This window comes from Halomonas meridiana, from assembly GCF_009846525.1.
Taxonomy (GTDB): Bacteria; Pseudomonadota; Gammaproteobacteria; order Pseudomonadales; family Halomonadaceae; genus Vreelandella.
This window is the reverse complement of record NZ_CP024621.1, coordinates 732552-746346: the sequence shown is the minus strand read 5'-3', so window position 1 is coordinate 746346 and position 13795 is coordinate 732552. Positions and strand designations below refer to the sequence as shown.

12 protein-coding genes are annotated in these 13795 nt (G+C 58.1%); 6 read left to right on the top strand and 6 right to left on the bottom strand.

The features are described 5' to 3' along the window. Positions 1–7: 7 nt before the first annotated feature. The 4 genes from CTT34_RS03695 to lhgO form a co-directional block, all read right to left on the bottom strand. Entirely contained in the window at positions 8–2020 is a 2013-nt protein-coding gene (locus CTT34_RS03695; RefSeq protein ID WP_159341233.1) for a TRAP transporter permease, read from the bottom strand. Positions 2021–2122: 102 nt separating this feature from the next. Next, the gene (locus CTT34_RS03690) at positions 2123–2617 is read right to left on the bottom strand and encodes a DUF1850 domain-containing protein (RefSeq protein WP_159341232.1); all 495 of its coding nucleotides are present in this window, start codon (positions 2615–2617) and stop codon (positions 2123–2125) included. A gap of 18 nt (positions 2618–2635) precedes the next feature. Beyond that, positions 2636–3595, bottom strand: a complete 960-nt coding sequence (locus CTT34_RS03685; RefSeq protein WP_159341231.1) for a TAXI family TRAP transporter solute-binding subunit — start codon at positions 3593–3595, stop codon at positions 2636–2638. Between the two features lie 155 nt (positions 3596–3750). Then, positions 3751–4944 (bottom strand): L-2-hydroxyglutarate oxidase, encoded by a 1194-nt coding sequence (gene lhgO, locus CTT34_RS03680; RefSeq protein ID WP_159341230.1) that lies wholly within the window; start codon positions 4942–4944, stop codon positions 3751–3753. A 111-nt stretch (positions 4945–5055) separates the two neighbouring features. Between lhgO and csiR the strand changes: the two genes are divergently transcribed. The 6 genes from csiR (at position 5056) to gabT (ending at position 11588) form a co-directional block, all read left to right on the top strand. Further along, entirely contained in the window at positions 5056–5745 is a 690-nt protein-coding gene (gene csiR, locus CTT34_RS03675; protein ID WP_159341229.1) for a DNA-binding transcriptional regulator CsiR, read from the top strand. 84 nt (positions 5746–5829) lie between these two features. Further along, a complete protein-coding gene (locus CTT34_RS03670) occupies positions 5830–7008 on the top strand; it encodes an acyl-CoA dehydrogenase (protein WP_153842145.1) in 1179 nt (392 codons plus the stop codon). Positions 7009–7061: 53 nt separating this feature from the next. Next, a complete protein-coding gene (locus CTT34_RS03665; RefSeq protein WP_159341228.1) occupies positions 7062–8276 on the top strand; it encodes a CaiB/BaiF CoA transferase family protein in 1215 nt (404 codons plus the stop codon). A 247-nt stretch (positions 8277–8523) separates the two neighbouring features. Further along, positions 8524–9318: an EAL domain-containing protein gene (locus CTT34_RS03660; protein WP_159341227.1), complete on the top strand. Its 795-nt coding sequence runs from the start codon at positions 8524–8526 to the stop codon at positions 9316–9318. Further along, the gene (locus CTT34_RS03655) at positions 9319–10257 is read left to right on the top strand and encodes a sensor domain-containing diguanylate cyclase (RefSeq protein ID WP_159341226.1); all 939 of its coding nucleotides are present in this window, start codon (positions 9319–9321) and stop codon (positions 10255–10257) included. It abuts the gene before it with no gap. Positions 10258–10313: 56 nt separating this feature from the next. After that, positions 10314–11588 (top strand): 4-aminobutyrate--2-oxoglutarate transaminase, encoded by a 1275-nt coding sequence (gene gabT / locus CTT34_RS03650; protein WP_159341225.1) that lies wholly within the window; start codon positions 10314–10316, stop codon positions 11586–11588. Between the two features lie 65 nt (positions 11589–11653). On the opposite strand, the gene CTT34_RS03645 is transcribed toward gabT, so the two are convergent. Both CTT34_RS03645 and ccoG read right to left on the bottom strand, forming a co-directional pair. Beyond that, positions 11654–12301 carry a hypothetical protein gene (locus CTT34_RS03645; RefSeq protein WP_159341224.1) on the bottom strand — a complete coding sequence of 216 codons (648 nt, stop codon included), beginning with the start codon at positions 12299–12301 and terminating at the stop codon, positions 11654–11656. 48 nt (positions 12302–12349) lie between these two features. Then, positions 12350–13780 (bottom strand): cytochrome c oxidase accessory protein CcoG, encoded by a 1431-nt coding sequence (gene ccoG / locus CTT34_RS03640; RefSeq protein WP_159341223.1) that lies wholly within the window; start codon positions 13778–13780, stop codon positions 12350–12352. Positions 13781–13795 lie beyond the last annotated feature (15 nt).

Genomic DNA, 13795 nt, shown 5'->3' with positions numbered 1-13795 from the left:
GGCACACTCAACCGGCAACCGGTGGTGTCTCCCGCTTGCTCGCCTGCCAGTTGGCCGCGATGGCGACGATCATCACGGCGACCCCTGCCATTTCGGTCCAGAGACTCGGGTAGAACACACCGACGATCGCACCGCCAATGGCCAGGCGCGGCAGCCAAGACATGCGGGTGAACAAATACCCCTCTAGCGAAGCCGCAAACGCACAGAGCGCCAACAGCGCGATGACCGCGTTCCAGACCACCACGAGCACCGGCCCGCCGATGATGATTTCCGGATTGAAGACCATGAACAGCGGAATCAAATAGAGCCCTTTGGCAAACTTCCACGCCTGGAATCCCGTCTCCATGGGTTTACTGCCCGCAATGGCCGCCCCGGCAAACCCCGCGAGCGCAATGGGCGGCGTGACGTTGGAGTCCTGGGAGTACCAGAACACCACCAGGTGCGCGATCAACAGCGGCACGCCGAACTCCGAGGTAAGCGCCGGTCCGACGAGAACGATCAGCACGATATAGCTCGCGGTCACCGGCAGGCCCATGCCTAGAATCAAACTCGCAATCAGCACCAGAAGCAGCGCGAGTACCAGATTACCGCCGGAGAACGCCAGCATCATGGAGGAGAACTTCAGCCCCAGCCCGGTCAAACCGACCACGCCGACGATGATACCCGCCACCGCACAGGCCATGGAAACCGCGACGGCATTGCGCGCGCCCAGCTCCAACCCCTGTACCAGCTTCACCAGACCTGTCCATACGACCACTTTGGTGCGTTCGACCGTGACCGGCTCGCCCTGTTTGGGTGCCACGAAGAAGTACCAAAGCGCGTAGCGCAAAACGGCCACCGCCACCATGGTGACGACTGCGTAGTAGCCCACCCGCATGGGTGACATGCTCATGGCCAGCAGCCACACCAGTACCGCCAGCGGAAGCAGGAAGTGCCAGCCATCCTTCATAACCTGACGCATTTGCGGCAACTCGCTCTTGGCCATGCCCTGCATGCCCTGCTTCAAGGCGATGATATGCACGAAGAGATAGACCGTCGCGAAGTACATGATCGCCGGGAGGATACTGATTTTGACAATTTCCAGGTACGGCGTGTTGGTATATTCCGCGATTAAAAACGCGCCAGCACCCATCAGCGGCGGCATGATTTGCCCGCCGGTAGAGGCCGCCGCTTCGATACCCCCCGCCTGTTTGGGCTGGTAACCCAGCTTTTTCATCAGGGGAATGGTAAACGCGCCGGTGGTCACCACGTTGGCAATGGCGCTCCCCGAAATGGAGCCCATGCCCGCCGAGGCCAGCACGGCGGCTTTCGCCGGGCCGCCGCGCTGACGCCCGGTGGCGGCATAGGCCATATCGATAAAGAATTTACCGGCACCGGTGCTTTCCAGAAAGGCGCCGAAGAGCACGAAAATAAAGATATAGGTGGCCGCCACTCCCAGCGGCAGGCCGAAAATGCCCTCTTGGCCAAGGTAAAGCTGGCCCGCTACGCGGTCGAGGCTATACCCACGATGTTCCATGATGCCGGGCATCCACTCGCCCAGCCAAGGCAGCTCCCCCCGGGGGCCAGCAAAGGCGTAGATAATGGCCAACAGGCCAATCACCGTCATACCAAAGCCCACCGCGCGGCGGCTGGCTTCCAGCACGGTGACCGTGGCAATACACGCGACCAAGATATCGGTCTGATTCCAGAACCCGGCGCGACTGAAGATGGCATCGAGGTTGAGTACCAGGTAGCCGCCGGTGATCAGCGCCCCGGCAAAGAAGACGAGGTCGATGCCCCAGCCCAGAATGCCGCGCTTTCGGTTAGGCCCGAAGGCCGGAAACATCAAAAATGCCAGCAGCATGATCAGCGCCAAGTGAATACTGCGCTGATAGAACAGGCCCAGCGGCTGAATACCCGCCGAGTAGAGTTGGAAGAGCGAGAGTCCCACCGCCACGATGGTGATACACCATAAAACGAAGCGGGGTTGAATCGCATTGCCGCCCGGCATCACAGTCGGCGGTGGCGTGGATTCGTTCATGAAGTCCTCGGAAGCGTTAGCTAACTTAGGGGGTTAACACCCACTTAATTTTTATGAAACGTGACATCGATAAGCGCACATAGCTGGCAAGCGACGCAGGATTTAGGGCGATGACAAAGCAATCGTGACGCGCTGACCGGCGGCCCGCTCGCTCAAGCTCACGGTGGGATGCTCGCCATCTGGCCACATGACACGGTGGTTGACGGCCTCGGAGCCTACCCGTAGCACGTAGCGGTTGTTCGCCACCGGTTCGTTGATTGCGTTGATCCAGTAGCCGCCCTCACCGTCGGATACCTGCTCACCACGCCCAAAGATATGTCCAAGCCCTGCGGCAAAATCCGGTTGATGGCTGCGCTCGAGCAGCAGCGTACCGGCCGCATTGCGGTAGCAGTCCAACACCGTGAAGTGTTCGACAGAGTGCTGCCACTGGATGCACCAGCGGCTGCCCTCTGGCGCGGCTGCATCCACTAGCGTGTCGCCCTGCTCGGTCACCACCGTCAAGCGCTTAGACGCAGTCGCCGAAGCGAGGGAGGCCCCCGCTTCGGCGAACAAACCACCCACCAGTAAGAGCGCCATCAGTCGTCGTTGCCACTGCATGGCACGGCTCCTAATGGATTAAGGGCGCAGACGGTCCGGGATCTCAGCGCCGACTTCTTCGAAGTAGCGAATCGCACCCGGGTGCAGCGGCACCGGTGTTGAGTTCATGGTGAACTCGATGGTGGTGTCGTTAGCCGCCGGGTGAACGGCAATCAGCTCATCGGTGTTTTCAAACAGCAGCTGGGTCAGTTGGTAGGCCAACTCTTCATCCATATCAGAGTTGACAACCAGCACGTTGGGAATACCGATGGTCTGCACCGCTTCGTCCATGCCGTCGTACATACCGGCGGCCAGCTCGTAAGGGGCGAAGACGGCTTCGGCTTCTTGTGCGTTGGCGATCTCTTCATCCGACAGGCCAATGAGGCGGATATCGCGTGTCGCGGCAAGGTTGAGGATAGAACTGGTGGGCGGTCCAACGCTCCAGAAACCGGCGTCGATGTCGCCATCACGGATCGCATCGGCGGTTTCGTTGAAGTTCAGACGCTGGGGGGTAAAGTCTTCGTAGCTAACGCCGTTGGCTTCCAGCAGGGCACGGGCGTTCAGCTCGGTACCGCTACCCGGTGCGCCTACAGAGACACGCTTACCGGCTAGGTCCGCGATGCTTTCGATGTCAGACTCTGCCAAGGTGACGAGCTGCACGGCATTCGGGTACACCGACGCCAGCGCACGTGTGTTCTCGATCTGGCGGCCTTCGAAATCACCGGTACCGGTGTAGGCTTGGTAGACCGTATCGGCCAGCGCCAACGCCATGTCGGCATCGCCACGCATGATCAGGCCCATGTTTTCGACGGAGGCACCGGTCACTTCGGCCGTGGCCTGGGCACCGTCAATGTGGTTGTTGATCATTTCGGCAAAGCCGCCGCCGATGGGGTAGTACACGCCGCCGGTACCACCGGTGGCAATCGAGAGTTGCTGTGCGCTAGCGGGCAGCGCCACGGCTAGCATGGATGCGGCTACGGTATATTTTAGAGTTCGCATGAGCGTTTCCTCCGTCCTGCTTGGACTTATAGGTATGGTTGACGTAAAGGAGGTGTGAAGCCCCAGCCCCGACTCGCCGTTACGGCTGCCCGGGGCGGTGCCAAGAAGTTAGCACGGCTAGTGCGTGGGATGCTAATACAGGCCACACGCTCAGCTTAGTTCACCAGGGTGTTGACCTGCTCCACGATATGAGCACCAATCGGCAGTGCCGAGGTCGCCGCCGGCGACGGGGCGTTGCCCACGTTCACCGTACGTTTTGTATTCACAAACAGAAAATCATCCACCAGCTTGCCGTCGTTGGAGACCGCCTGAGCGCGCACCCCAGCTGGGTAAGGCGTTAGGTCGTCAAGCGTTAAGCTAGGGCAATACTTACGCACCAGCTCTAGATATCCACGCTTATAAAGCGAGTTTTTCATCTCAAACAGCCCAGGTTTCAGATGTTTACCTAACACTTTCAAAATACCGGGATGGGTGAACATCTGTCCCATATCGCTTAGCGACATATCCTGCTTACGGTAACCCTCGCGCTTCAGCGCTAGCACCGCATTGGGGCCTACGGTCACCGTGCCATCGATCATCCGCGTCAAGTGAACGCCCAAGAACGGCATGGCGGGGTCAGGAATCGGGTAAATCAGGTGGTTCACGATCTGGTTGTGGTGCTCGGGTAGCAGATAATACTCCCCACGAAACGGGCAGATCGTAAAGCCAGGGTCTTTGCCCAGCATACGAATCACCCGATCCGCCATCAGGCCAGAACAGGTGACGAGATAGCGCCCCGTGAAGGTGTCTTGTTGGGTGATCACCACCACCTCGTCAGCGCGCTCTTCCAAACCGATGACACAGTGGTCAAAGCGGATCTCACCACCCAAGCGTTCGAATTCCGCCGCCATGGCACGGGTGACCTCGGCGTAGTTCACGATGCCGCTGGAGGGCACGAAAATGCCCGCCACGCCGGTGATATTGGGCTCGCGCTCCTTGAGCGCGTCGGCTTCCAGCCACTCACGCTCCAGCCCGTTGGCGGCGGTGCGCTCCCACAATGCTTCCATGCGCTGCTTTTCAAGGTCATTAGTGGCTACCAGCAGTTTGCCGCAGATGTCGTAGCGCACGTTGTGCTGGTCGCAAAACTCACGCGTGGCGCGGTTGCCCTCCAGGCAAAACTTCGCTTTCAGGCTGCCCGGCGTGTAGTACACCCCCGCATGAATTACCCCGCTATTGTGGCCGGTTTGGTGTTGTGCCGCCCCCGACTCCTTCTCGACTACCAGCAGGCGCTTATCCGGGTAGGCCTGTTGCAGCTGCATGGCGGTGGAGAAGCCTAAAATACCGCCACCGACAATGATGAAATCCCACATGAATGTCGTTACCTGTGCCAAATTTTCAAAATTTATTGATAATAGCCGTTAATTCACGTTGATCGCCACGCCCCTACATTGGTCTAACGAACCTTGGTCTAAGGAGTTCTTATGGAGCACGATGCGCCGCGCCAAAACCTCGCGGTTAGCGCCTACCACGCGCTAAAGCACGACATCATTCGCGGCCGTTACGCGCCGGAAGAGAAGCTCTTGATGAGCCGCTTAAAAGCGTATTACGGGGTGAGCACAGGGCCGCTGCGCGAAGCGCTTTCCCAACTGGTGGCCGACCGTTTAGTGGTCGCCATTAGCCAGCGCGGCTATCGAGTGGCGGCGATGTCGCTGGCCGAGCTGAACGATATCTACGATGCCCGCGCCCAGTTAGAAGGGCTGATTTTGCGCTTGGCGATCGAGCGCGGCGATGACGACTGGGAAGCTAACGTGCTGGCTACTGCCCACCGGTTGGCCAAGGTCACCGAGGTTAGCTCCCCCGATGAGCTGCTGGACGGCTGGGATTTACGCCACAAAGCATTCCACACCGCCATCGCCAGCGGCTGTAACTCGCCGCACCTGCTGCAAATGCGCGATACCCTCTTCGATCAGGTAGAGCGTTACCGCCACTTATGGCTGCAAGAGACCGTGATGTCGCCCCAAGCCCTTGACACCAAACGCCAGGAGCATGCCGCCCTGGTCGACGTGATTCTGGCGCGCAACGCCGAGCAAGCCGCCAGCCTGATGCGTGACCACCTCATGACGCCGGTGCCGATCATTACCCGGGTGCTCCAAGCGCGGGGCATTAATTAAATTCTGCGTTTTAAAAAAATGTAGAAATTTTTAAATAACGGCGATACATTGAACGCAACAAGATCACTATTCGGAGTTCACGCCATGACACGCTTCAACTGGGACGACCCGCTTCTACTGGAAAGCCAGCTCACCGATGAAGAGCGCCAGATCCGCGATGCGGCTCACGACTATTGCCAGGAAAATCTGCAGCCACGCGTGCTCAGCGCCTTCCGTGAAGAGCGTTTTGATCGTCAGATCATGAACGAGATGGGCGAGCTGGGCCTCTTGGGCGCGACGGTTTCCCCGGAGTACGGCGGTGCAGGCGTGAACCACGTGGCCTACGGCCTGATTGCCCGCGAAGTAGAGCGTGTCGATTCCGGCTACCGTTCTGCCATGAGCGTGCAGTCGTCGCTGGTGATGTACCCCATTGAAGCCTACGGCTCTGAAGAGCAGAAGCATAAGTACCTGCCCAAGCTGGCCAGCGGCGAGATGGTCGGCTGCTTTGGCCTGACCGAACCCGACCACGGCTCCGACCCGGGCTCCATGATCACCCGCGCGGAAAAGGTCGATGGCGGCTACCGCCTGACCGGCGCGAAAATGTGGATCACCAACAGCCCGATTGCCGATATTGCCGTGGTATGGGCGAAATCTGCCGCCCACGACAACCAGATCAAAGGCTTTATCGTCGAGCGCGGCACCGAAGGCTTCTCCACCCCCAAAATCGAAGGCAAAGTGTCGCTGCGTGCCTCGATCACCGGCGAGATCGTGCTGGACAACGCCTTCGTTCCCGAAGAGAACCTGCTGCCTAACGTAAGCGGCCTGAAAGGCCCCTTCGGCTGTTTGAACAAAGCGCGCTACGGCATTGCCTGGGGCGTGATGGGCACCGCCGAATTCTGCTGGCACGCTGCTCGCCAGTACACTCTGGACCGCAAGCAGTTTGGCCGCCCGCTCGCCGCCAACCAGCTCATTCAGAAGAAGTTAGCCGATATGCAGACAGAGATCACCCTGGGCCTTCAAGCCGCTCTGCAGGTGGGTCGCCTGATGGACAGCGGCAACTGGGCACCGGAAATGATCTCACTGATCAAGCGCAACAACTGCGGTAAAGCGCTGGATATTGCCCGTGTGGCCCGCGACATGCACGGCGGTAACGGCGTGTCGGACGAGTATGGTGTGATTCGCCACATGGTGAACCTGGAGTCGGTGAATACCTACGAAGGCACTCACGACGTGCACGCCCTGATTCTGGGCCGCGCGCAAACCGGCATTCAGTCCTTCTTTTAATCCATACCGACTAACGCATATTAACGAATCGATCACCACTCACGAGGCGCCCAATGAGCACAGCCGCAAAGCCCCTGGCAGGCATCAAAGTCCTCGATATCTCTCGGGTGCTGGCAGGCCCCTGGTGCGGGCAGATGCTAGCCGACATGGGTGCCGAGGTGATCAAAATCGAGCGCCCCCAAAGCGGTGATGACACGCGTCACTGGGGGCCTCCTTGGCTCTCGGGCAGCGTAGAATCGGCGTATTACCTGTGCGCTAATCGCGGTAAGCGCTCGGTGACGGTGGATATGGCCAAGCCCGAAGGCCAGGCGCTGATCAAACAGCTCGCCGCTCAGTCGGATGTGGTGCTGGAGAACTTCAAAGTCGGCGGGCTAAAGAAGTACGGCTTGGATTACGCCAGTTTAAAGGCGATGAATCCCGGTATTATTTACTGCTCGATCACCGGCTTTGGCCAGGAAAGCCCCTACGCCCACCGGGCGGGGTATGACTTCATGATTCAAGCCATGGGCGGCATCATGAGCCTGACCGGCAAGCCGGACGGCGAATCCGGTGGCGGCCCGGTCAAAAGCGGCGTGGCCTTTACCGATATCTTTACCGGCCTATATGCCGCCAACGCAGTGCTGGCCGCGCTCTATCAGCGCCGCGACACGGGCGAAGGCTGCCACATTGATTTGGCCCTAATGGATGTTCAGGTAGGCGTGCTGGCGAACCAGGCGCTGAACTACCTGACCTCTGGTCAGGTGCCTCAGCGGTTGGGCAACGCGCATCCCAATATCGTGCCCTACCAGGCGTTTGCCACGGCGGATGGCCATATGATCGTGGCGGTGGGCAACGACGAGCAGTTCAAGCGCTTCTGCCTAGTGATCGATCAACCGCAGCTAGCGCAAGATGAACGCTTTGCCACTAACGGTAGCCGTGTGCAGCATCGCGAGACGCTGGTGCCAATGTTAGAACTCGCTTTAGCATCGCAGCCTACGGATACGTGGCTCTCAGCATTTGAAGCGGCGGGTGTACCCTGCGGGCCAATCAACACCCTAGACCGCGTCTTCGACGACCCCCACGTGAAAGCCCGAGGCCTAAAGCAAACGCTGCCCCATCGCCAAGCGGGAGAAGTGCACTTGGTGGCGAACCCGATTCGTATCAACGGCGAATCGATCAGCGCCAGTACCGCACCGCCAACCCTGGGCGAACACACGGACAGCGTGCTGGATGCCATCGGCATTACCTATGAACAGCGCCTGGCGCTGCGTCAAGCAGGCATCATTTAGGCCGCTTGAGGCATCACGCCGCTCTCCAAACGCCCTGCGGGGCGTTTTTCATTGGGGAATCCGCTCCCGCCCTGCCCATAGTTCTCTATACAAAACCTATACAGAAAGAGCATGAGCGGCTAGACTGCGACTACGGCTTATTTCACTATTTGTTTAGAAAACACTCACATACTCAGGCTTTTGACAACATCAGTGCGCGGTATTTCTGCCACGCAAGCGAGCGCGAGCGAACACTTCAGGAGACGTTATGGGCAACTGCGCACGGGTGAACGGCACGTGTAAACGCTGTGAAGGGGAACTGCCTTTTGATTTCACGATGGCGTTCCAACCCATCGTCGATGTTCGGCTGGCCCGCGTGGTCACCCATGAAGCCTTGGTGCGGGGGATCAATGGCGAGTCTGCCTGGAGCGTCATTTCTCAAGTCACCGATGAGCTGCTCTACCGCTTCGATCAAGCTTGCCGCGTCAAAGCCATCGAGCTTGCCAGTGAGCTGGGTATGACCACGGATCTCTCCATCAACTTTCTGCCCAACGCGGTTTACGAGCCAGAAGCGTGCATTCAGGCCACGCTGGAAGTCTCCCAGCGGGTAGGCTGGCCGATGGACAAGCTGATTTTCGAGATTACCGAAACCGAGCGAGTGCGCGACCGGCAGCACCTGTGCAATATCATCGACGCTTACCGCACCATGGGGTTTAAAACGGCTCTCGACGACTTCGGTAACGGCTATGCCAACCTGGACCTGCTCACCGACCTTGCCCCGGACAAGCTGAAAATAGACCGCGAGCTGGTCATGCAGTGCGACCATGATCCCCGTCGCCAGGCACTGCTCAATGCCATTATTTTGCTCGCCGCCGAACTCGACATGACGCTGATTGCCGAAGGGGTAGAGACCCGCGCTGAAGCCCTATGGCTCGCCCGGGCGGGCATTACTCGCCAGCAGGGCTTTTACTACGCCAAACCCGCCATTGGCAAACTGGGCACCGAATTGACACCACTGCTTGAAGCGTTGCGGTCAGAGGCCCAGCTAAGCACGGAGAGCTGAATGACAAGCATGAGCACGGACCATCTCTACCAGTTGGTCAACCGTTCCAAACGCAATACGGAGAACGTGATCAAGACCGCACCACTGGGCATCTGCATTACCGACCCTCACGGGAATTTCGAGATGGTCAATCCGGCCTACTGCCAGTTCTACGGCTATCGGGAAGAGGAGCTGATCGGTCAGCACTTCACGCTCGTGGTGCCGGAAGCGTACCGCTCACACATGCGCCAGCTACACGATGACTTCATTCAAGGCGATGAAACCCATGAGCTTCGCCAAGAGTGGGAAGTGCGCTGTAAAAACGGTGAAACCCGCACCATCATCGCCGAAGCTGCCCGCATCGAAGGCGACGACGGTGCTTCTCGCAAGGTTACCTTCATCGTCGATATCACCCAGCGTAAGCAGCTCGAAGAGCGCTTGAAACAAGCCAACGAGCGCCTGGAATATTTGGCCCACCACGACGAACTCACCGGGCTGCTCAACCGTCGCCAAGGGCTCGCCAAGCTGGACGAAGCCCTAGAGCGCTGCCGCCGCTACGGCAATCAGCTCAGTATCGTGTTGTTCGATTTGGATGACTTCAAGAACATCAACGATACCTACGGCCACAGCACTGGCGACAGCGTGCTCCAAGAGCTGACCCGGGTCGTCAATCAACAGCTGCGGGAAACCGACTTCCAGGTCCGCCTGGGAGGCGAAGAGTTTTTGATCATCATGCCGGAGGTCGATGCGGATTCGGCGCATATTGCCATGGAGCGCATCCGCCAAAAGGTCGAGCAAACGCCTTACACCGAACATGAGCTGACCGTGACCCTATCGGCGGGCATCGCATGTTACATTGAAGCGTCGAGTACTCGAATGCTTGATCGCGCGGACAAAGCGATGTATCAGGCGAAACAAGCAGGGCGCAACCGGATTGTCATCGCATCGTCATCGGTGTGATCAACGCTATTGCGCACTATGCTAAAGCAACACCCTATCCTTAAAGGAGCTGAGTCATGAGCAATGCCGAGCTAAACGAACTAAAGCAGAAATACGTCGCTGCGGGCGCTGCAAGCCCCGCTACCGCCTTTGCGGATCGCGCCGAAAACGCTGAGATCTGGGACGCCGACGGCAACCGCTTTATCGACTTCGCTGGCGGCATCGGCGTCTTGAACGTAGGGCATCGTCACCCGAAAGTCGTGGCAGCCGTGAAAGCCCAGTTGGATAAGGTGATGCACACCTGCCAAACGGTCATGCCCTATGAAGGCTACGTCAAAGTGGCCGAAAAGCTGAGCCACATCGTCCCTGTACGTGGTCACGCCAAAGTCATGCTGGCCAACTCCGGTGCTGAAGCGCTGGAAAATGCGGTGAAGATCGCCCGCGCCGCTACCGGTCGCTCTAATGTCATCTGTTTCGATGGCGGCTACCACGGCCGTACTTTCTACACCATGGCGATGAACGGCAAGGTTGCCCCTTACCAAACCGATTTCGGCCCAATGCCGGGCACCGTCTTCCGTGCGCCCTACCCCGTGCCTTACCACGGCGTCAGCGAAGACGAAGCGATTCGCGGCCTGAAAATGGCGCTGAAAACCGACGCGAACCCGAAAGACACCGCTGCGATCATTCTTGAGCCGGTGCTGGGTGAAGGCGGTTTTTATCCCGCGCCGAAGAGCTTCCTCGAAAAGATCCGTGAGATTTGCGATGAACACGGCATGCTGATGATCATCGACGAAGTGCAGTCGGGCTTTGGCCGTACCGGCAAGATGTTCGCCATCGAGCACAGCGGCGTGGAACCGGACATGATGACCATGGCCAAGAGTATGGCCGACGGCATGCCGATCTCTGCCGTCGTCGGCACCGACACCATCATGGACGCCTCTGGCCCGAACTCCCTAGGCGGCACCTACACCGGCAGCCCCACCGCCTGTGCGGCGGCGCTGGCGGTAATGGACGTCTTCGAAGAGGAGAACATCCTCGAGAAGAGCCAGGCACTTGGCGAAAAACTGGCCGCGCGCTTCAACGAGTGGCAGGGCAAGTTTGATTGCATCGACCACGTGCGCAACATGGGCGCGATGGCGGCGTTTGAGCTGGTCAACAACAAAACCGACCGCACGCCGAACCCGGAACTGGCGGCAGCCCTGTGCAAGAAAGCCCGCGAAGAGGGCCTGATCCTGCTGTCCTGCGGTATGTACGGCAACACCATTCGCTTTTTGATGCCGGTCACCATCGAAGACGACGTGCTGAACGAAGGCCTGGATATCATCGAATCCTGCCTGGAATCGCTGATCTAAGCGCTCTGCACCACCCACAACGCCGCCCACTGGGCGGCGTTGTCGTTTTTATGCATCTTATGTCGTTAGCGGAATAGGGGCGCCCGCTGATTCAACTCTCTTACCTGATAAAGATCATGAAGATAGGCATCCAGCTTGAAGATCAGGACATTCAAGACCACCACGCCCCATATCGCCGATAGGATCATCGCCGGCTGATTGACCCACGCGAACGCCGATACGTCGACTGAGTAGTGAATGGTATACACGCTCATCGCCGCCAGTAGCTGAACCAACCCACAGTTCGCGATCACCGCCAGGATGAACGCACTCCTGACGTTGATAGACGGCAAGCGCGTCTTGAACAACCGCAGATGACGCACGCGAACACCGCCCTCTCCTGCCTGATGCGACGAAGGACGAGTGAGTTTTCTCTGATGTCGCAGAAGCGGCAGCCCATAGGCCTCTCGCCCCTCCTGAGAAAACGCAATGCGAAGGGCGTCTATGTTAAATCCACGCCCAAAGATGCGCGTTGCTGCCTCTTCAAAGCGTGACGCATCGGCCTCATCCGACGACGTTTGCTTAGCGGCCGTGAGCGTATCCAACTGCCTACTTTTATGACCCGAAAGCTTCACATCGTTAGGCGTATTGATATTGAAGTGCATTTGGTAAATCTGGTACCAAGCGGCTGTTACACCCACGAATATCATCAAAAAAATCAGCACAGTTAGCATTTATCTATCCTCATTCCTACTTATCCTCACATCTACTTATTCTCACTCTTACTGACGGGTCGATCCCAAAAACCGCGTTTCAATGTTAGAGGAGATTGAAGGCTCATCTAACGCAACAATGTACAGCAACACCGGGTGGCTCGGCTGGGTCAGCGCTGACGCGTCAACATTGAGTGCCACGCGTAACTGCCTCGTTTCATTAGCGGCCAAGACGAATGTGTCAGCCCCTTGTAAACGCAGGCCGGGCAAACCGGTGGCGGATAGCGCGTATTGGTGTTCCTTCGTATCTTGATTGCGCAGCGTCACGGTGTAGTAGTTGATAATGCGCCCCTCGGCCGTGCTTTCAAACAGCGCCTGACGATCTCGGGCAATGTCTACATCAATAGGCACTCGGGCATTCAAAAAACTGATCAACAAAACCACCATAGAAAGCAGCGCCACCGTATAGGCCAACAGCTGAGGACGCCAAAACCTCGTAGGTTTGCCCTCTAGCGCGCGCTCGGTGGTATAGCGAATCAGGCCCAGCGGCTTATCGATACGCGCCATCACGCTATCGCAGGCATCGATACACGCCGCGCAGCCAATACACTCATACTGCAGGCCATCACGAATATCGATCCCCGTGGGGCACACCTGCACGCACAGTTCGCAATCAATACAGTCCCCAACAGCCGCTTCCGCAATCTCTTTGCGATGGCCACGACGGGGCTCACCACGGTCGGGATCATAAGAAACCATCAGCGTATGGCTATCAAACATGGCCGACTGAAAGCGTGCATAGGGGCACATGTGCAGACACACTTGATGGCGCAACCAGCCAGCGTTCAGGTAGGTAAACAGAGTAAAAAAACCGATCCAAAAAAGCGCCCAAGGGTGCGCCTCTAGGCTGAATAGATCCCTCACGAGCCCACCCACCGGCGTAAAATATCCCACGAAGGTGACGCCCGTTACCCACGCAATCAGTAGCCAAGCGGTATGTTTAGCGCCTTTTCGCCATAACGACCCCAGCGTGTTAGATGCGTTGTCGCGACGTATCCGACGATGCCTTGGCCCCTCCAGGCGGTGCTCGAACCAAATAAACAAAAACGTCCATACACTTTGCGGGCAGCTATAGCCACACCACACTCGCCCCGCCACCACCGTGATCAAAAACAGACCAAACGCGCACAGCACCAGAATCCAGGTCAGTAGAATAAAGTCTTGGGGATAAAACGTCGCTGCGAAGAGGTGGAACTCCTGGGCAGAGAGGTCAAACCACACCATGGGGCGGTCTCCCCACTGAAGCCATGGCAAGCCCACATAAAGCGCTATTAGCAGCCAGTTGGAATAACGCCTTATGCGCTGAAAAAAGCCCTGTATTTCTCGCACATAGATATGCCCAGACGTGGATGGCGAGCGATTAGTAGATTGAGCCTGAGGCGAATGGTGTTCAACGGCTGCATCGGTGGTTAGGTCTTGCAGAGGAATGCGTTGCGTCATACCGATATCCAGAAA